Here is a 17,049-nt window from a genome sequence, read left to right on the forward strand (position 1 = left end):
GTGCCTCGGCAGACTCCCGAACCGGCATTTCCGGCTCGGCCAGCCTTCGCTGGACACTTGTCACAACCTCCGGCCTTAAAGGTTTTAATGCAGATGAGCCAGACCTCTCTCGACAAGAGCAAGATCAAGTTCCTTCTTCTGGAAGGCGTCCACCAGAACGCCGTCGACACCCTGAAGGCCGCCGGTTACTCGAACATCGAATACCTCAAGACGGCGCTGTCCGGCGACGAACTGAAGGCAAAGATCGCCGATGCCCACTTCATCGGCATCCGTTCGCGTACCCAGCTCACCGAGGACGTCTTCGAGGCGGCGAAGAAGCTGATCGCCGTCGGCTGCTTCTGCATCGGCACCAATCAGGTCGATCTGAATGCCGCTCGCGAGCGCGGTATCGCGGTATTCAACGCACCCTATTCCAACACCCGCTCGGTGGCCGAACTGGTGCTGGCCCAGGCCATCCTGCTGCTGCGCGGCATCCCGGAGAAGAACGCCTCCTGCCACCGTGGCGGCTGGATCAAGTCGGCGGCCAACTCCTTCGAGATCCGCGGCAAGAAGCTCGGCATCATCGGCTACGGCTCCATCGGCACCCAGCTTTCGGTACTGGCCGAAGCGCTGGGCATGCAGGTCTATTTCTACGACGTGGTGACCAAGCTGCCGCTGGGCAACGCCACGCAGATCGGCTCGTTGTACGAGCTGCTGGGCATGTGCGACATCGTCTCCCTGCACGTTCCCGAGCTGCCATCGACCCAGTGGATGATCGGCGAGAAGGAAATCCGCGCCATGAAGAAGGGCGGCATCCTGATCAATGCCGCCCGCGGCACCGTGGTCGAGCTGGATCACCTGGCCGCCGCGATCAAGGACGAGCACCTGATCGGCGCCGCCATCGACGTGTTCCCGGTGGAGCCGCGCTCCAACGATGAGGAATTCGAAAGTCCGCTGCGTGGCCTGGACCGTGTGATCCTCACCCCGCACATCGGTGGCTCCACCGCCGAGGCGCAGGCCAATATCGGCCTGGAAGTGGCCGAGAAACTGGTCAAGTACAGCGACAACGGCACCTCGGTGTCCTCGGTCAACTTCCCGGAAGTGGCGCTGCCGTCGCATCCCGACAAGCACCGCCTGCTGCACATCCACCAGAACATTCCGGGTGTGATGAGCGAGATCAACAAGGTCTTCGCCGACAACGGCATCAACATCGCCGGCCAGTTCCTGCAGACCAACGAGAAGGTCGGCTACGTGGTGATCGACGTGGACAAGGAATACTCCGAGCTGGCGCTGGAGAAACTGCAGCACGTCAACGGCACCATCCGCAGCCGTGTGCTGTTCTGATAGCTGAGCGTTGAACGATAAGGGAGACTTCGGTCTCCCTTTTTCATGCTCAATCGAACGCCCAGTTGACCGGCATGGCTCTGCCGCTGGTTTCGATGCCCTGCGGCTTGGGCCGTTCCGGCAGCGGTTCGACCGGCTCCAGTGGCGGTACTTCTGGCGGCGCATCCAGCGTGGGTGGCCGGGGCTGACGCTCATCCGGAGCGTCGATGACGTCCTGTCGTGGCTCGCGGGTATCCAGGGGATGCTCGCGGCTTTTCTCCGGGATCGTCGGGCCGGTTCCAGTCGCCAGCACCGGGGCGGCAACTGCCAGGGTTGCGGTGAAGATCAGCGTACGCAGGTCCATGGCTCACTCCAGAAGTGACACCTCATTGGGCAACCACCTGCGGCACGAGTTTCAGCGATACGGCAGGCGCACCCGGCTCATCAATGCAAAAAGCCCCGAGCAGAGCCGGAGCTTTTTGAACTGCCTCATCACATCAGTTACCTGCGCCACCGCCCATTCCGCCTGCGCCACCACCGGTACCAGTGCCCATACCGCCGCCACCAGTGCCAGTGCCAGTGCCAGTGCCAGTGCCATCAGAACCGGTGCCGGTGCGAGTATCGGCATCAGAACCTGTTCCGGTGCTCATGCCGGGATTGGTGGGCATACCTGAACGACTGGTATCGTCTGTGGTAGTGCCATCGATCGTCTCGTAACGATTGTCACCGCGCGTGGTGCTATCGGTATCACTGGTGCCCGCTGCAAATACGGTCGTGGACATCAGGCCGGCCAGTGTCAGAGCTGCGAGTTTTGTCGTTTGCATGTTCGTTCTCCTTATTTCAGAGGGGTTACCTTCAATCGGGCAACCCGCCACGCTGAGGGTTTCATCCAGGGCATTACAAAATCTTTCCCCTCGCCACAAATGCCCGCAGTGCGCACTGCGTTCACCTCACCGTTCGTCGCATCGTCATCCCTACGCCATGGACAGCACCCGGAATGAACTTCGCAGCCAGACACCGGTCGTTTAGGAACTTTGCTACCTATATGGATCGAACATGGACGAGGCGGATCTGACCGACCAGGAGCGCAACCTTTCTTGCGTAAGCCTGCTCACCGGCAACGAGTTGCTGGGACTTTTCTTCAAACACTTTCTTGGCGAACAGACCTGGCTGGACGTCACCCTGACGCGGCCCGGAGACGACACTGCGCAAACACCCGACCTCTATCTGGTAGATGCCGACAACAACGACACCGAGCAACTGTCCAGCCTGCTGGAGCGGCTGGGTGAAAAAGCGCCCGTGGCATTGCTGAACATCGCACCGGAGCAGGCCGAACAGCTGGTGGAACAATATCCGGCCATTCGCGGCGTGTTCTATACCCACACCACACCCGAACACTTGCTGGAAGGCATTCAGATACTGCTCGATGGCGGCGACTGGTTGCCACGGTTACTGACCGAGCGCCTGCTCAGCCAGTGGCGGCGCATGCGCCAGCGCGCCGGCAGCAAACCCTCGCTGACCCTGCGTGAGCGCGAGATTCTCAGCCTGGCCGGCAAAGGGCTTTCAAACGCCGAAATCGCCGAACGACTGAACCTCAGCCCACATACGATCAAAAGCCATATCCACAACCTGCTGCGCAAGATTGGCGCATCCAACCGGGCCGAGGCTGCGTGTCTGCTGCGCGGGCACCTCAATTGGGACAAATCCTGCACCGCCTGAGAATCTGCGCGCCCGGTAGCATCACCACCCCTACGCAACCAACCGTACGATGACGCCGGCGTGGGCGATCAGAGCGAGTCGCAGCAGCTTGCATAAGGCTGGTGCCGGACCAACGGCGTGACATGCGGCACTCGTTCAGCGCAGGTTCAGGCTGGGTTCAGGAAAGGTTCAGTGACAAGCGTTCAGGCTAGGGACCGTCAGTATCCCGCTGCCTGAAAAGGAGTCACCGATGAAAAAACTTAGCACTCTGGCCCTTGCCACCACCCTCGGCATCTTCAGCTTCGGCGCTCACGCCGCCGAGAACTTCGCCGGCTTCACCTGGGGCAAAAGCACCGTCAACACCGACCGTTCCGGCTCGCTGAAGCAGAACATGGCAGGCAAGAACCGCTTCGATGACGTACTCAAGAACAGCGGCACCTGGGGTGTGCGCGCCGGCCAGATGACCGACGAGGCCCGCTACTACATGACCTACGAGAACGTTTCGGACGACTATGGCAGCAGTCTCAAGCTGCGTCAGCAGAATCTGATCGGCAGCTACGACATGTTCGTCCCGCTGGGCGACACCACCCGCCTGTTCGGCGGTGCCAGCGCCGGTCTGACCAAGCTGGATAACGAGTCCAAGGGCTACAGCCGTGACAGCGACATCGGCTACCTGGTCGGCGTGCAGGCCGGTATCCTGCAGAAGCTCGGCGACAACACCTCGGTGGAAGCCGGCTACCGCTACCTGCGCAGCAATGCCGGTACCGAAGTGTCCGAGCGCGGCGTCGGCAAGCTGGGTTCGATCGACGTGCACAGCAGCAAGCAGGCCTATCTGGGCCTGAACTATCACTTCTGACGGCGACTGTGCCAACAGAACGTTGAATGACGACCGGGCAAGGCCCGGTCGTCTGTATTAGGGAGCACAAACATGAAAGTGCTGGTGGTGGAAGACGAGGCGCTGCTGCGCCACCACTTGCAGACCCGGCTCGGCGAGAGCGGGCACATTGTCGATGCCGTACCCAACGCCGAAGAGGCGCTGTATCAGACCCACGAATTCAATCACGACCTTGCCGTTATCGATCTCGGCCTGCCCAGCATCAGCGGGCTGGACCTGATCCGCCAGCTGCGCAGCCGCGGCAAGACCTTTCCGATCCTCATCCTCACGGCGCGTGGCAACTGGCAGGACAAGGTCGAAGGCCTGGCTGCCGGCGCTGACGATTACGTAGTCAAGCCCTTTCAGTTCGAGGAACTGGAAGCACGCCTGAACGCCCTGCTGCGCCGTTCCAGCGGCTTCACCCAGGCCACCATCGAAGCCGGCCCGCTGGTGCTCGACCTCAACCGCAAGCAAGCCACGACCAACGGCGAGACGCTGGCGCTGACCGCCTACGAATACCGCATCCTCGAATACCTGATGCGCCACCAGCAGCAGGTGGTGGCCAAGGAGCGGCTGATGGAGCAACTCTACAGCGGCGACGAGGAACGCGACCCGAACGTGATCGAAGTACTGGTCGGGCGGCTGCGGCGCAAGCTCGAAGCCCAGTGCGCGATGAAACCCATCGAGACCGTGCGCGGCCTGGGCTACCTGTTCACCGAGCGCTGCCGATGAGCCGACGCTGGCGCCGGTTCCAGGCGCGCGCGCGTACCCTGCTGACCAGCGCCATGTCGTTGCGCCTGCGGCTGATGCTTGGCGCCGCAGGCCTGGCCGTGCTGTTCATGCTGGTGCTGCTGCCGGTCCTGCAGGGCGCCTTCAGCCTGACCTTCGAACGGGTCATCGAGCAGCGTCTGGCCGCCGATGCCAACACATTGATCAGCGCCGCACAGGTGGAAAATGGGCGGTTATCGATGCCGGAGCGGCTGCCGGACGAAGAATTCAACCTGCCGGATGCACAACTGCTGGGCTTTATTTATGACCGCCGTGGCGAGCTGGTCTGGCATTCGCGCTCGGCGGCCGACGAGCGCATCGACTACCGTCCGCGCTACGAAGGCCGCATCACCGAGTTTCTGCGCATACGCGACGCAGATGGCGTCGAGTACTTCGTTTACGATGTCGAACTGCATCTGACCGGCAGCCGCGACAACGCCTTCAGCTTCGTCACCATGCAACCGACCAGCGAGTACGTGAGCCTGTTCGAAGAGTTTCGCCGCCAGCTCTACCTGTGGCTGGGTAGCGGGTTGCTGGTGTTGCTGGTACTGCTCTGGCTCGGCCTGACCTGGGGCTTTCGCACCCTCAAGCGGGTCAGCGTTGAACTCGACGAGGTCGAAGCCAGCCAGCGCGAACGACTGAGTGACGATCACCCACGCGAGCTGCTGCGCCTGACGCGCTCGCTCAACCGCCTGCTCGATAGCGAGCGCCGCCAGCGCGAGCAATACCGCAACTCCCTCGGCGATCTGGCGCACAGCCTGAAAACACCGCTCAGCGTGCTGCAGGGCGTCGGCGAAACACTCTCGGCGCAAGCGCATAGCCGCCAGCAGGCGCAGGTGATGCAGGCGCAGATCGAACGCATGAGCCAGCAGATCGGCTATCAGCTGCAACGTGCCAGCCTCGGCAAGAGCGGCCTGGTGCGTCATCGGGTCGAACTCAGGCCGCTGCTGGTCAGCCTCTGCGGTACGCTGGACAAGGTCTACCGTGACAAGCACGTGCAGGTCGACATGCAGCTCGCCGAACCATGCCTGGTACCGATGGAGCGAGGCGCGCTGATGGAGCTGCTCGGCAACCTGCTGGAGAACGCCTATCGCCTCTGCCTGCGGCAGGTGCACATCAGCGCCAGCAACAGCGAAGGTGACCTGCTGCTCGGCATCGAGGATGACGGACCGGGCGTGCCGGTCGATCAGCGTGCGCGGATCATCCGCCGCGGCGAACGCTTCGACAGCCAGCACCCCGGTCAGGGCATCGGCCTGGCGGTGGCCAAGGACATCCTCGACAGCTATGGCGGCGAACTCAGCCTGGGCGAGTCCGGGCTCGGCGGCGCAGCGTTCCGGATCAGGCTCGGCAACGACTGAGCCTGACCCGGCAGTCACCGCGAGCATGGCCGGCTCACACCGGCAAAGCGGCTTGCGATGAAGCAGGAGCAGCCCCTAAAGTGCGCGCTCGATCACATCCCGACAGGCACCCTGGAGCGCGTATATGTCATTGGACGACTACAAGAAACTGGTCCGCCAACACATCGAACTGACCTGGAATCGCGGGCACATGGCCCTGGCCGAGCAGTTGCACAGCAAGGATTTCCTCTACAAAAGCTCGTTCATCGGACGCTCGCTTTACAGCGCCGAATTTCTCGACATGGTCCGTCAGATCCGCCACGCCATGCCTGAGCTGGAAGTGGTCGTCGAAGAGTGCATCGCCGAGGGCAACAAGGTCGTCACCTGGAGCACCCTGATCGGCACCATCGAGCGCCCCGCGTTCGGCTATCCGTCCAGCGACAAGGTGCTGAGCATTTCCGCCATGGCCTTCTGGACCCTCACCCCCAGCCGGCAGATCGAGGAAATCTGCACCATGTTCGACATGGAAAGCTTTCGCGCCCAGCTGGGGCTCGTGACCCGCCCCTTCGCCGAGAAGGCGTTGCCTTGAACGCGCCTGGCGACCAGCCGGCGCGCCGGGCAATGTTCAACCCGTGATGACGAAACGCAAGGCACGCTGGTTCAGGCTGGCGGCCAGTTGCTTGAGCTCTTCGGCGTAACCGGCTGAGTTCTGTACCAGGAAATTGTTTTCATTGGCCATGGCGGCGATCCTCGCCACATTTTCGGCAATCTCGTGCGAGGCCGTAGTCTGTTGCGCCAGCGCCTCGGAAATGTCGTTGACGGCCCGGGAGACCTGATCGGCACTGAGGCGAATATCGGCGATGCTGCCACCGGCCTGGGTGGCGAACGTAACGCCCTCCTCCACCTGCCTGACGCCGGTTTCCATATTGCACACCGCTTCGCTGGTGCCGTCCTGGATACGTCCGATCATGCCTTCGATTTCCTGGGTGGAGAGCGAGGTGCGCTCGGCCAGCTTGCGTACCTCATCGGCTACCACGGCAAAGCCGCGCCCCGCCTCGCCGGCCCTGGCCGCCTCGATCGCGGCATTCAGGGCCAGCAGGTTGGTCTGGCCGGCAATGCCCTTGATCACATCAATGATGGCGGAAATCGCCTGGGACTCTTCTCCCAGCTGGGCAACCGTGGCAGAGGCGTCGCGCACCGCGCCGGCGATGCGCGTCATGCTCCCCACCGTCTGCTGGATCACCTCCGTGCCCTCGCTGGAAACCTGCCCGGAGGAAGCGGAAATTTCCCTGGCATTCTGCGAGTTCTCGGCGACATGGCCGATGCTGGCGTTCATTTCTTCGATGGCCGCAGCCATGGAGGTGGCCGCCTCGCTTTGCAACCCCGACTTGGCGGCGACCTCGCGAGTGGTCTCGGACAGATGGTCGGCGCACTCTCCCACTTGCCGGGCGGCGGTCTGGATGCTGGCAATAGCCTCGCTCATGTTGCCGGCCATCGTCCGGGTGGCGTTGAGCAGCAGTCCGCTTTCATCCTTGCCCTGGGGCGGGATATGCACTGCCAGGTTGCCGCTGGCAATGTGCTGAATTGCGACCACCGCATCAGCGAGGGGCCGGCTGACCCAGCGGCGCACGACCAGCACGCTCACCAACAGCAGCGACAGACCGAGCACGATGGCTCCGATGATCAGCCGGTTACGCACCGCGCTCGCCTCTTCCATCAGATCGTCGCGGTAGAGGGAGGCGCCCACCACCCAATTCCAGGGGGCGAAATGACCGAACGGGACCACCTTGTCCCTGGGCCGGCGCTCGCCAGGATTGGTGAACAGATAGCGGAGGGTGCCTGCCTTGCCATCCACCATCTCACGAATGAAGGCGACACCGTTGGCATCCCTGGCCTCCAGCAGATTGGCGCCCTCCTGGGCCGGATGGATCACCAGGGTTCCCCTGTCCTCACCTGCGTCCACGGCAAAGATATAGCCGGTACGACCGAGTCTGATGCTGCCGATGCGCTCTTTCAGGAATGCCAGTTCCCGGGTGAAGTCCAGGCCGATGAGCAGCACGGCGACGACGCGCCCGGATGCATCCCGCTGCGGCAGGTAGCGGGTCATGTAGTCGCGACCGAACAAGTTGGCCTTGCCGGTGTATGGCTCCCCCTGCAGCAACCGTGCATGGGCAGGGTGCGCCGAACCCAAAAGGGTACCCACGGCGCGCTCGCCGTCTTCCTTCTTCAGCGAAGTGGCCACCCGGACGAAATCGTCCCCCGTGCGGGCGAACAGGGTGGCTACCGCCTGGGTGGTGGCGGTGAAGTCATCGACAATCGCGAAATCAAGGTTGAGCACATGATCGCCGGAGCGCAACAGGGGCGTGACAATACCGCCGATGGCGATGCCCGCCCCCTCATCCAGGCTGAAGCCGTCCGGATAACGGGCGGCCAGTACCTCGCCCAGTCTTTCCGCGCTTTGCTCTGTGGCGCTGTTATAGACCGCCAGCATGTCGATGGCTTGCTGATTGCTCTGGCGCACGCTCTCCAGGCTCTTTTCCTCAAGCACCAGGCCCAGCCACAGCACCAGCGCGGTGATGGCGATGGCGAGCAATACCCCCATGCTCAAGAACTGCACCACATTGAGCTTGGCGGCGATCGGCCAGTCGCGGAAGGACGGTAAAGCGGACATCGATTCGACTCCAGTTGGTCAGTGAAATGCACGAGGCAGGTGCGGTTGGACTGTGCCGGTGCACCGGCACCAGCAAATTCACAACGCAGGGACTTGCTTCGAATTTCTACGAATGTCGGCCAGTCGAGTTCGCACCGATCTTTTTATTTATTGTTTTCATTTTTGCTTCAGAACGCCGGAAACCTCTTTAAAGGCTGATGGTCAACCTTAAAATCCCTTCATGTCAACAAGTTGAGATACCACCATTTAAGTTGGATGGAGGTCATCATGAAAATGAATGAACACGCCTTGGCACGCGTGGTGGGCAAAGCTATCTCGAAGAGAAGAGTGGCCTGCATGCTCACTCAGGAGGAGGTCGCCGAGCGGCTCAACATTGGCAACGAGGCGGTATCGCGCATGGAGCGGGGCATTGTGATGCCGACTGTGGCGCGCCTGGTGGAACTGGCCGGCATTTTCGACTGCCCGGTGGGTGATCTGCTGATCGAATCCAGCAACAGGGCGGAAGATCAGGGACGCGCGATCACGAATCTCATCGGCACGCTATCGAACAAGGACCGCGCATTCGTACTGGAAATGGTGGCGAGCCTTTCAGCCCATCTGGCAAAGCCGTAACCGCGCGTCGCCTATGCAGATGAGAGGCCTTCCCAGCGGCATTCGCCCACCGGGTACGATCACCACAGCCAGCCCAGCCACAGCAGCCCAACCAGCAACCAGGCGCTGACAGTCAGCGTGCCGCCTTCCCAGAAGCGATTCCAGCGCCGTTCGCGCACGCGCCAGCGGTTGCGTTCGAGGTGAATTGTAAGGGTAGGCAACGGCGGTTGGCGCAGCACTCGCGTGATATACAGCGACGCCCACAGTGCCAGGTTAGGCAGCCGTGCCAGCAGCGACGGTACACGCCAACGCAGATACAACGCCAGTCCAGTCAGAGCCAGCGCGAGCAACAGCGGCCAGAGCGATGCCCACAGCCCAGCTGGATAAAGGCTGGCCAGCAGCGACTCGCGCATCACCGGCCAGCCCCATGGCAGCAACAGCGACGCCACGCTGAGCGTCGCCCAGGGCAACCACTGGCCAGCCGGCGGCGGCTGCACCGCATGCTGCTGGTCGCGCCACATCAGCCGGAGCGCGCGCATCAGCAACAGGGCAGTAGCGAAGCTGGCCAGACTCAACCAGGGCACCCAGGCGGCGAACGTGCTTTCATGCCAGGCATCCTTGAGCAGGTATTTCACCGCCGCACCGCTGCTTAGCGGCGCACCCATGATCGCCAGCGCCGGCAGTAGCAATAGCACCCAGGCCAGACGCGGCAGACGCCCTTCATGGACCATTCCCGCCGCCAGGAACAAGGCGCCCTTGGCCAGGCCGTGATGCATGCCGAACAGCAGCAGTACCGCGAGAAGCGCTGCCGAGGGCGCTTCCAGGCTCCAGGCCAGCGCCAGGATCATCAGCATCCAGCCCATCTGGCTCACCGAGGAAAAGGCCAGCACCGCCTTGGATTTTCCCGCACAGAGCCCGAGCGCGGCGGCGTACAACGCGCCGAAGATACCGACCATCAGCAGCGGCGTGCTCCAAGCTGCCAGTGTCGGGTCGGCCTCTGGCATGCAACGCCAGAGGCCGAGGATGCCGGCCTTGAGCATCGCCCCTGAAAGCACCGCACTGGCTGGCGCCGGAGCTTCGGGATGGGCCAGCGGCAGCCATACATGCAGCGGCCAGAACCCGGCCTTCAGTCCGAGACCAAGCAGCAGCAACGCCAGGGTCAGGTCGTCGATCGGCTGCGTCTGCCAGCTGGCGAAGTCGAAGGCGTAATCGCCGGCGTGGCTGCGCAACAGCAGGCCCGCCAGCAGCAGCATCTCGCCACAGATTGCCAGCTGCAGATACAAGCGTCCGGCACGTCGTGGTCCCGGCCCGCGACGATGCACGATCAGTCCGTAGGCCGACAGGCTCATGGCGCTGAAGCCGAGGTAGAAGCTCAGCGCGTCGGTGGCGATGATCAGCAGCAGGTTGCCGGCCAGCGCCAGTTGCCAGAACGCCCAGAAGCGCAACCTGTGTGGATCGCGAGCCAGACTGCTGCTGGCGAACACCGCCGCGCAGCCCCAAAGCAGCGCGGAAAAACCCAGCCAGGCGCGCGTCAGCGCATCACCCGCGCCCCAGCGCACCCCCTCCCATAGCCAGGGTAGCTCCAGCGCTGGCGGAGGTTGCAGTGCCGCCAGCAAAGCCGGCACACAGGCCAGCCACAGCCAAGGCAGGACGTGCTGGCGCAGCATCAGCAGCAGCGCGCCGCCGACCAAGGGCGCGAAGGGCACGAGCAGCCAGAGCCAGGCGCTCACAGGGCGAACTCCCGCTCGACGATCAGCTGGCTCCAGCCCAGCGGGCTCAATGCGGTGGCCGCCAGCAGCCCGACCAGCAACGACAGCAGCGCCGTGATCAGGGGCGGCAGCAGCAACATCCAGTGGGTTTCGAAACGCTCGCCGGCCCAACGGTTCTGCTCCCAGTCAGCCGGTTCGGCGAACCAGCCACGCCAGAGCAGCGGCAGGAAGTAGGCGCCATTCAGCAGTGCCGAACCGAACAGCACCAGCAGCACCCAGTCCTGGCCGACCTGCAGCGCGCCGAGGCCCAGCGTCCATTTGCTGATGAAGCCGGCGATCGGTGGAATACCGATCATGCCCAGCGCGCCGACGGTGAACGCCGCCATGCTCCAGGGCATGCGCCGACCGACGCCGTCCATCTCGCGGATGCGGTGAATTCCCAGGGTTTCGGCGAAGTTGCCCGCACAATAGAACAGCGTCACCTTCATCAGCCCCTGGTGCACCAGATGCACCAGCCCACCCACGGCGGCAATCGGCCCGAGCAGTGCGACGCCCAGGGTCACGTAGGACACCTGGCTGATGGTCGAGTAGGCCAGGCGCTTCTTCAGCTCCTGCTGCTGCAGCGCGCGCAACGAACCGTAGAGGATGGTCGCCGCCGCCAGCCAGAGCAGCGGACCGGTGAGGTCCAGGCGCGTCAGCGCCTCGGCGCCGAATACGTCGTAGACCACCCGCACGATGCCGAACGCGCCTGCCTTGACCACGGCCACCGCGTGCAGCAGGGCGCTGACCGGCGCCGGTGCGACCATGGCCCGTGGCAACCAGCCGTGCAGCGGAATCAGCGCGGCCTTCACGCCGAGGCCGCAAATCAGCAAGGCAAAGGCCACGCGCAATGCCAGGTCATGCTCGTCGACCTGATCGAGCAGGTAGCCGGCGGCCTGGAAGTCCGGCGTGCCGGCCAGGCTGTGCAACAACGCCACGCCCATCAGCACCAGCGCGCCGCCACCCACTGTGTAAGCCAGATAGACGCGCCCGGCTGCCAGCGATTCCGGCGTGCCGCGATGCACCACCAGCGGGAAGGTCGCCAGCGTCAGCAGCTCGTAGAACAACAGGAAGCTGACCAGATTGCCCGCCAGTGCCAGGCCTACCGTGGCGCTGACGCACAGGCTGAAGTAGCCGAAGAAACGCGAGCGCAGCGGCGAGTCTTCCAGATAGCCGATGGCGTAGACCGTGGTGACCGCCCACAGCAGCGACGACAGCGCGACGAACAGCAGCGACAGCGCATCGGCCTGCAGCACCAGCGGCGCGCCGGGCAGCAGCGGCACACTGAAACGGTACTCGCTGCCCTGGCTGACGCCATAGAGCATGCTGCCGACCAGCAGCAGCTTGAGGGTCACGCCGAGCAGGTTAAGGGTTACACGCAGACGCTGGCGATCCTCGCTCAAGGCGAAGATCACCAGCCCCGGCAGCAACGAGCTGAGCACGATCCCCAGCGGCAGCACGCTGTACCAGTTCATCGACCGAGCCCTCCCAGCCAGAGCAGCAGCGGCTCGCTGATCAGCGCCAGCCCCCAGACCAGCAACGCCGGCAACAGCGCCAGCCACTGGGCCGGACGATCCGGGTGGATGCTCGGTGGATTCGGTCGTGCCCGGTCGAACCCATGGGCGACGACACGGAATACGTAGGCAGAGGACATCAGCGTGCCGAGCAGCACCCCGACGGCCCAGGGCCAGTGTTGCGGACGCTCGAATAGCGGCTGCAGCAGCAGCCACTTGGCCAGAAAGCCGCCACTGGGCGGCAACCCGACCAGACTGCCGCCTGCAACCGCGAAAGCGGCCAGGGCAATCGGCACGTTCTGGCTGGCGCCCTTCATGCCTGTCACCCGCCTGCTGCCCAGAATGCTCTGCAACTCGCCGGCAGCCAGAAACATCGACACCTTGGCCAGTCCGTGGGCCAGCACGAACAACCACAGCGCCGCATGCAGACGCGGTTCGTCGAGATGCAGCAGCAAGCCGAGGGCCAGCAGGGCATAGCCGAGCTGGGCGACGGTGGAATAGGCCACCAGCGTTTTCAGATGGGGTGTCCGCAGTGCCGACCAACCCCCGGCAACCAGCGCCAGCACACCCGCCGTGCCGAACAGCAGACCGGCGTCACGCCCGAATGCTTCCGGCGCGATCTCGCTCCAGAGCAACCAGAGGATATACAGCGGCCCCTTGACCACCAGCGCCGAGAGCAACGCGCTGACCGCGGTCGGCGCCGCGGCGTGGGCCGGCGGCAGCCACAGGTGCAGCGGCCATAGCGCGGCCTTGAGCATCAGCCCGACCGTCATCAGCAGCAGCGCCAAATGAGTCACACCATCGGCCTCGGTCAGCTGCGCCAGCAAGGCCAGATCGAGCACGCCGTAGCGCCCGTAGATCAGCGCCACACCCAGCAGATAGGCCAGCGAGCCGGCCAGCGACAGCAGCAGGTAGTTAAGCGCCGGCTTCCAGGCCTTTCGCCCGGCCAGCGCCACCAGCGCCACGGCCGCCATGCTGAGCAACTCCAGGGTCACATAGAGGTTGAACAGATCCGCCGACAGCCACAGCGCGGCCAAAGCCGCATGCAGCAGGCAGGACAACGGCCAGTAATCCTCGCTGCCGGCGGCATGGGCGATGCGCGCCGCATACAGCGCCACCAGCAGGTGCAATCCGGCGCTGAATACCAGCAGCAGCGCCGCCAACGGCGTCAGCCGAAAGCGAATCGCCAGCCCGGCCTCCCAGCCACCGATGAGCAGGCTGCGCTCGCCATGATCGAGCACCAGATGCAGCGCCATGATCGCCGCCACCAGTGCGCCCAGGCTCAGCGCGATCACCCAGCGCCCGCTATGCGCCGGGCGCAGCAGAATCAACAGCAGCGCGCCGGCCAATGGCAGCAGCAGGCTGACCAGCGCGGCACTCATCGCTTGCGCTCCGATGACGAGGCCAGCGCACTGCTCAAGCGCAGCGCCAGCGCGGTGGCGCTGACTGCCACCACCAACCCGGTGACCACCAGCGCCACCAGCAACGGATCGCTCGGGTCGTGGCGCGTGGCCAGGGCAATCATCACCAGAAACACGCCGCTGCCCATCAGGTTGATGGCGATGATCCGCCGCAACGCCTGGCGCAGCGTCAGCAGCCCGTGCAGGCCGATCAGCCACAGGGCCAGGCCGATGGCGATCCAGAACAGAGTGGCGCTCATGGCTGCCGCTCCGCTTCGTCGCCGATCACCAGCAGGCTCAGGCTGGCCGCGATGGACAGCGTCGCCGCAGCCTCGATGAAGAGAATCAGCGGCTTGGCCCAGGCAGCCGGATAACGCAGCCAGCCGTCCCCGAACCAGGCGCACGACGCAGCCACGCCGATGAACAGCAGCAGACCCGCCAGCACCAGCAGCCGCAGCGGCCAGAAGCGCCAGCGCAGCGCCGGTAGCGCACCGGCCAGACGCAGCAGGACGATACCCGCCGCCAGCAGCGCGCCCGCCTGGAACGCCCCGCCCGGCGAAGCCGCGCCGCGCCAGAGCACATAGCCGCCGGCCAGCACCAGCAATGGCGCAAGCGTTCGGCTCCAGGCCCGCAGCAACGGCCAGGGTTCGCTCAGTTGCAACCGCACCGGCCCCAACTGGCGCGCGCCGAGCAACGCCAGCAGCAGCACCGCCAGCTCCAGCAGCGTGTCCCAGGCGCGGAAATTGAGCAGTACCGCCGTCACCGGATGCTCGACGCCGCTGTGCGCCAGCGCGGCATCGATCTGCACCGGAACCCGCGACTCCAGCTCGCCAAGCGGTGCCAGCGGCGGCAACAGCAGGAACAGTAACGGCAGCAGCACCAGCACGGCGGCCAATCGCCGGCGGCCTGGCAGACGTGGCTCGCGGCATTCCAGCGGCTGACGCGAAAGGGCGGCGAACAGCAGTACGCCAGTCAATCCTGCGCCGATAGCCGCCTCGGCCAGCGCCAGGTCGGCGGCGCCCAGACGTGCCCAGACCAGCGCCAGCAACAGCCCAAAGGCGATGAACAGCAGCACCCCGGCATACAGCTGGCGCACATGCAGCGCGCCGCCGGCCAGGCCCAGCAGCAACAACCCGAGCACCGCATCGAGCAGCCAGTCAGTCATCGCCGCTCTCCTCACACTGGCGCGCCAGCAGCTGGCAAGCGGTGGTGCCCGAAGCCAGCACCAGCAACCAGATCAGCAGCATCTGCGCCACCTCCAACAGGCTGCCCGCGCGCAGCGCAAGCCCGGCGACCACCAGACCGAGGCCGAGGGTGTCGGCCTTGGTCAGCGCGTGCAGGCGGCTCAGGGTGTCGGGAAAGCGCAGCAGCCCGATACTGCCGGCGGCAAAGAACAGCAGCCCGCCGGCCAGCAGCAGCCAGCTGAAAAGGGCGAGCCACTCATTCATGGTGGCTGCGCCGCAGCAGTTGTACCAGTGCGACGCTGATCATCGCCGCCAGCAGGGCCAGCACCAGCGCCGCATCGCGCAGCGCCGGCGCGTCCTGCCACTGCGCCAGCACCAGCAGCAGCGCGGTGCCGGTAGTACCGAACAACTGCACCGCCAGCAGCCGACCGACCCACCCCGGCCCACGCAGCACCCGCCACAGGCCCATGATCAGGGTCAGCAACAGCAGCGCCGAAAACACGGCCATCAGCGCTTCCCACTCGCGCCAAGCAGCCGTTCGAGGCGCTGTTCGAGTTCAGCGATGGTAGCCCGCCAGGGCAAGCGCTCGTCCAGCACGTGGACCTGCATCTGCTCACCATCGATACGCGAGACCAGCGTCCCCGGCAACAGCCCGACCATGGCCGACAGCAACAGACGCATCCGCGGCGACTGGCTGGCAAGCGAATATTGATGCCATGCCGGTTGCAGCGGACATCGAGGATGCAGGGCACGCCACGCCACGTCCCAGCCACCCATGACCATCCTGCAGAGAAAGAACCGGAGAAAGCCCGGCAGAGCCGTCAGCGAGAGCCGCCAGGGCCTGATTCCCAACCACAACGAAAGCCCCACCGCCGACAAAATACTCGGCACCCCCAGCAGCCAGCCGCTGCCGCCGGTGAACAATGCCCAGAGCGCGCCGTAAAGCAACGCCCAGCCCAGTCCATCGGCCCAGCGGCAACGCAATCCGGTCTGGTCCATCACTGTTACTCCTTGGTGGCGAGTCGTTGTGTTGGACTGAGCGCAGCCACGACGTTCCTTGGCTTCCCCCCTCCGGCTTGTTTCAGCGCATTGCGGAAGCTCAGCACTATGAATATAGCGACTGTCGCATTCCGCTGACGGGAGCAAAAAGGATGAGCCGTTGAAGCCGTGCTGCATGCGGGGGAACACGGATCAGACCGAATCCTCTCCAGCGGCTCCGGCGGGGTTGTCGCGAGTCGGCATGCGCAGCATTTCGGGCAATACTTCGCGCTCGAACACCCCATGCAGCCGGCGTAGCTCGGCCACCGGGTCCGGGTGATGGTCAACGCGAATATCCCAGAGCGGATACGCTTCGCGATCGACCACATAGATGGTTGCCGAGGACTCACCATGGCGGTCGCCACCGCAGTCATCACCCGCGGAAAGCGCCTCCAGCAAACGCTCCACCAGTGGCAGGGAACGGGTGCGGTCGAGCGTATCGGCCACCACCTCGAGCACCTGCCTTCCGACCAGCCGATTGCCCTGTGCGGAAAAACCATCGCCGCCGACGGCGCCAGACCAGGGCAGGCATTGAGCCCCGGTCCAGCAATCGGTCCGTCCCCGGCTGTCGATCACGGCTACCTGCCGTTGTGACAGACAGGGGTCGGTACTCTTGAGATGCTCGATCACCTCAGCCGCTGAAAGGCCCTTCCGCAGAAAATCCAGCCCGTCGATACCCAGATAGGGATTGATCCGCGCCTGGGTTGCCACGGCACCGACACCCGCCGCGGCATGGGCCAGCAATTTACCCACCGCGGGCATGGCGGTGGCGGCGGCGATACCGAACTGGCCGGTCCGTGGACATCTGGCAACTATCGAGAACGTCATGCGGCACCCTGTCCAATGCTTTCACCCGTTGGGCTGCAGCCGTGGCTGGATCGTTCCGCGCGCCTATTGCATTCACACTCGATCCCGCTCACCCAG

The 17,049-nt window shown here is 64.5% G+C and carries 19 protein-coding genes; 7 read left to right on the top strand and 12 right to left on the bottom strand.

Annotation, left to right across the window (positions count from 1 at the left end):
* Nucleotides 1-93 precede the first annotated feature (93 nt).
* Nucleotides 94-1,323 carry a phosphoglycerate dehydrogenase gene (gene serA, locus G7020_RS14520; RefSeq protein WP_181085639.1) on the top strand — a complete coding sequence of 410 codons (1,230 nt, stop codon included), beginning with the start codon at nt 94-96 and terminating at the stop codon, nt 1,321-1,323.
* Between the two features lie 49 nt (nt 1,324-1,372).
* Here the strand turns inward: serA and G7020_RS14525 are convergent, their stop codons facing one another.
* Both G7020_RS14525 and G7020_RS14530 read right to left on the bottom strand, forming a co-directional pair.
* Nucleotides 1,373-1,666, bottom strand: a complete 294-nt coding sequence (locus tag G7020_RS14525) for a hypothetical protein (protein WP_181085641.1) — start codon at nt 1,664-1,666, stop codon at nt 1,373-1,375.
* Between the two features lie 51 nt (nt 1,667-1,717).
* Nucleotides 1,718-1,930, bottom strand: a complete 213-nt coding sequence (locus G7020_RS14530) for a hypothetical protein (RefSeq protein ID WP_181085643.1) — start codon at nt 1,928-1,930, stop codon at nt 1,718-1,720.
* A gap of 428 nt (nt 1,931-2,358) precedes the next feature.
* Between G7020_RS14530 and G7020_RS14535 the strand changes: the two genes are divergently transcribed.
* The 5 genes from G7020_RS14535 to G7020_RS14555 all read left to right on the top strand — a co-directional run bounded on the left by G7020_RS14535 (nt 2,359) and on the right by G7020_RS14555 (nt 6,568).
* Nucleotides 2,359-3,021, top strand: coding sequence for a helix-turn-helix transcriptional regulator (locus G7020_RS14535; RefSeq protein ID WP_181085645.1), 663 nt, complete (start codon nt 2,359-2,361; stop codon nt 3,019-3,021).
* Between the two features lie 229 nt (nt 3,022-3,250).
* Nucleotides 3,251-3,856 carry an outer membrane beta-barrel protein gene (locus G7020_RS14540; RefSeq protein ID WP_181085647.1) on the top strand — a complete coding sequence of 202 codons (606 nt, stop codon included), beginning with the start codon at nt 3,251-3,253 and terminating at the stop codon, nt 3,854-3,856.
* A gap of 72 nt (nt 3,857-3,928) precedes the next feature.
* Complete coding sequence (locus G7020_RS14545; protein WP_181085649.1) at nt 3,929-4,606, top strand: response regulator; 678 nt, start codon at nt 3,929-3,931, stop codon at nt 4,604-4,606.
* Complete coding sequence (locus G7020_RS14550; RefSeq protein WP_181085651.1) at nt 4,603-6,000, top strand: ATP-binding protein; 1,398 nt, start codon at nt 4,603-4,605, stop codon at nt 5,998-6,000. Before G7020_RS14545 ends, G7020_RS14550 begins: the two co-directional genes overlap by 4 nt.
* A gap of 124 nt (nt 6,001-6,124) precedes the next feature.
* Complete coding sequence (locus G7020_RS14555; protein WP_181085655.1) at nt 6,125-6,568, top strand: ketosteroid isomerase-related protein; 444 nt, start codon at nt 6,125-6,127, stop codon at nt 6,566-6,568.
* Nucleotides 6,569-6,604: 36 nt separating this feature from the next.
* Here G7020_RS14555 and G7020_RS14560 read toward each other — a convergent pair whose 3' ends face one another.
* Nucleotides 6,605-8,650: a methyl-accepting chemotaxis protein gene (locus tag G7020_RS14560; RefSeq protein WP_181085657.1), complete on the bottom strand. Its 2,046-nt coding sequence runs from the start codon at nt 8,648-8,650 to the stop codon at nt 6,605-6,607.
* A 267-nt stretch (nt 8,651-8,917) separates the two neighbouring features.
* On the opposite strand from G7020_RS14560, the gene G7020_RS14565 reads away from it, so the two are divergent.
* A complete protein-coding gene (locus tag G7020_RS14565) occupies nt 8,918-9,262 on the top strand; it encodes a helix-turn-helix domain-containing protein (RefSeq protein WP_181085659.1) in 345 nt (114 codons plus the stop codon).
* Nucleotides 9,263-9,321: 59 nt separating this feature from the next.
* Here G7020_RS14565 and G7020_RS14570 read toward each other — a convergent pair whose 3' ends face one another.
* The 9 genes from G7020_RS14570 to G7020_RS14610 all read right to left on the bottom strand — a co-directional run bounded on the left by G7020_RS14570 (nt 9,322) and on the right by G7020_RS14610 (nt 16,953).
* The gene (locus G7020_RS14570) at nt 9,322-10,971 is read right to left on the bottom strand and encodes a proton-conducting transporter membrane subunit (protein ID WP_181085661.1); all 1,650 of its coding nucleotides are present in this window, start codon (nt 10,969-10,971) and stop codon (nt 9,322-9,324) included.
* On the bottom strand, nt 10,968-12,464 hold the full coding sequence (locus tag G7020_RS14575) for a complex I subunit 5 family protein (protein ID WP_181085663.1): 1,497 nt from the start codon (nt 12,462-12,464) through the stop codon (nt 10,968-10,970). Before G7020_RS14575 ends, G7020_RS14570 begins: the two co-directional genes overlap by 4 nt.
* Nucleotides 12,461-13,885: a complex I subunit 5 family protein gene (locus G7020_RS14580; protein WP_181085665.1), complete on the bottom strand. Its 1,425-nt coding sequence runs from the start codon at nt 13,883-13,885 to the stop codon at nt 12,461-12,463. Before G7020_RS14580 ends, G7020_RS14575 begins: the two co-directional genes overlap by 4 nt.
* Nucleotides 13,882-14,163, bottom strand: a complete 282-nt coding sequence (locus G7020_RS14585; protein ID WP_181085667.1) for an NADH-quinone oxidoreductase subunit K — start codon at nt 14,161-14,163, stop codon at nt 13,882-13,884. The genes G7020_RS14580 and G7020_RS14585 overlap by 4 nt, the downstream gene beginning before the upstream one ends.
* On the bottom strand, nt 14,160-15,068 hold the full coding sequence (locus tag G7020_RS14590) for an MnhB domain-containing protein (RefSeq protein ID WP_181085669.1): 909 nt from the start codon (nt 15,066-15,068) through the stop codon (nt 14,160-14,162). Before G7020_RS14590 ends, G7020_RS14585 begins: the two co-directional genes overlap by 4 nt.
* Nucleotides 15,061-15,351 carry a cation:proton antiporter gene (locus G7020_RS14595; protein WP_181085671.1) on the bottom strand — a complete coding sequence of 97 codons (291 nt, stop codon included), beginning with the start codon at nt 15,349-15,351 and terminating at the stop codon, nt 15,061-15,063. The genes G7020_RS14590 and G7020_RS14595 overlap by 8 nt, the downstream gene beginning before the upstream one ends.
* The gene (locus G7020_RS14600; protein WP_181085673.1) at nt 15,344-15,595 is read right to left on the bottom strand and encodes a monovalent cation/H+ antiporter complex subunit F; all 252 of its coding nucleotides are present in this window, start codon (nt 15,593-15,595) and stop codon (nt 15,344-15,346) included. The genes G7020_RS14595 and G7020_RS14600 overlap by 8 nt, the downstream gene beginning before the upstream one ends.
* The gene (locus G7020_RS14605; RefSeq protein WP_181085675.1) at nt 15,595-16,086 is read right to left on the bottom strand and encodes a Na+/H+ antiporter subunit E; all 492 of its coding nucleotides are present in this window, start codon (nt 16,084-16,086) and stop codon (nt 15,595-15,597) included. The genes G7020_RS14600 and G7020_RS14605 overlap by 1 nt, the downstream gene beginning before the upstream one ends.
* Nucleotides 16,087-16,278: 192 nt before the next feature.
* On the bottom strand, nt 16,279-16,953 hold the full coding sequence (locus G7020_RS14610) for a DUF1028 domain-containing protein (RefSeq protein WP_181085677.1): 675 nt from the start codon (nt 16,951-16,953) through the stop codon (nt 16,279-16,281).
* Nucleotides 16,954-17,049: the final 96 nt, after the last annotated feature.

The sequence above is a fragment of the Stutzerimonas stutzeri genome, assembly GCF_013522825.1.
Taxonomy (GTDB): Bacteria; Pseudomonadota; Gammaproteobacteria; order Pseudomonadales; family Pseudomonadaceae; genus Stutzerimonas; species Stutzerimonas stutzeri_AK.